Origin of the sequence: Streptomyces sp. NPDC006610 (assembly GCF_040611575.1) — a bacterium.
In the GTDB taxonomy this organism is placed as follows: Bacteria; Actinomycetota; Actinomycetes; order Streptomycetales; family Streptomycetaceae; genus Streptomyces.
This window is the reverse complement of record NZ_JBEXOP010000042.1, coordinates 32,913-33,528: the sequence shown is the minus strand read 5'-3', so window position 1 is coordinate 33,528 and position 616 is coordinate 32,913. Positions and strand designations below refer to the sequence as shown.

1 protein-coding gene is annotated in these 616 nt (G+C 66.4%); it reads right to left on the bottom strand.

The window, feature by feature from the left end:
* Positions 1 to 616: tetratricopeptide repeat protein (locus ABZY13_RS27460; protein ID WP_356635392.1), on the bottom strand; the 616-nt coding region annotated here is incomplete at both ends.

Below are 616 nucleotides of genomic sequence, written 5' to 3'. Positions count from 1 at the left end.
TCTCCCGCTGCTCGGTGCGCGTAAGCGAGGCTGTTGCGTGTGATCAGCGTGTGGGGGTGGTCGCTGCCCAGGACGCGCTCTTGGTCGTGCAGGGCTTGTTCGTAGAGCGGGATTGCCCGCCCCAGGTCTCCCGCTGCTCGGTGCGCGTAAGCGAGGCTGTTGCGTGTGATCAGCGTGTGGGGGTGGTCGCTGCCCAGGACGCGCTCTTGGTCGTGCAGGGCCTGTTCGTAGAGCGGGATTGCCCGCCCCAGGTCTCCCGCCGCCTGGTGCGCGTGGGCGAGGCTGTTGCGTGTGATCAGCGTGTGGGGGTGGTCGCTGCCCAGGACGCGCTCTTGGTCGTGCAGGGTTTGTTCGTAGAGCGGGATTGCCCGCTTGAGGTTCCCTGCGGTCTCGTATGCGCTGGCGAGGTTGTGGCGTGTGATCAGCGTGTGGGGGTGGTCGTTGTCCAGGACGCGTTGTCGTTCGTGCAGGGTTTGTTCGTAGAGCGGGATGGCTTGCTTGAGGTCTCCCGCCGCTTGGTACGCGCCGGCGAGGTTGTGGCGTGTGATCAGCGTGTCGGGGTGGTCGCTGCCCAGGACGCGTTGTCGTTCGTGCAGGGCTTGCTCGTAGAGCGGGT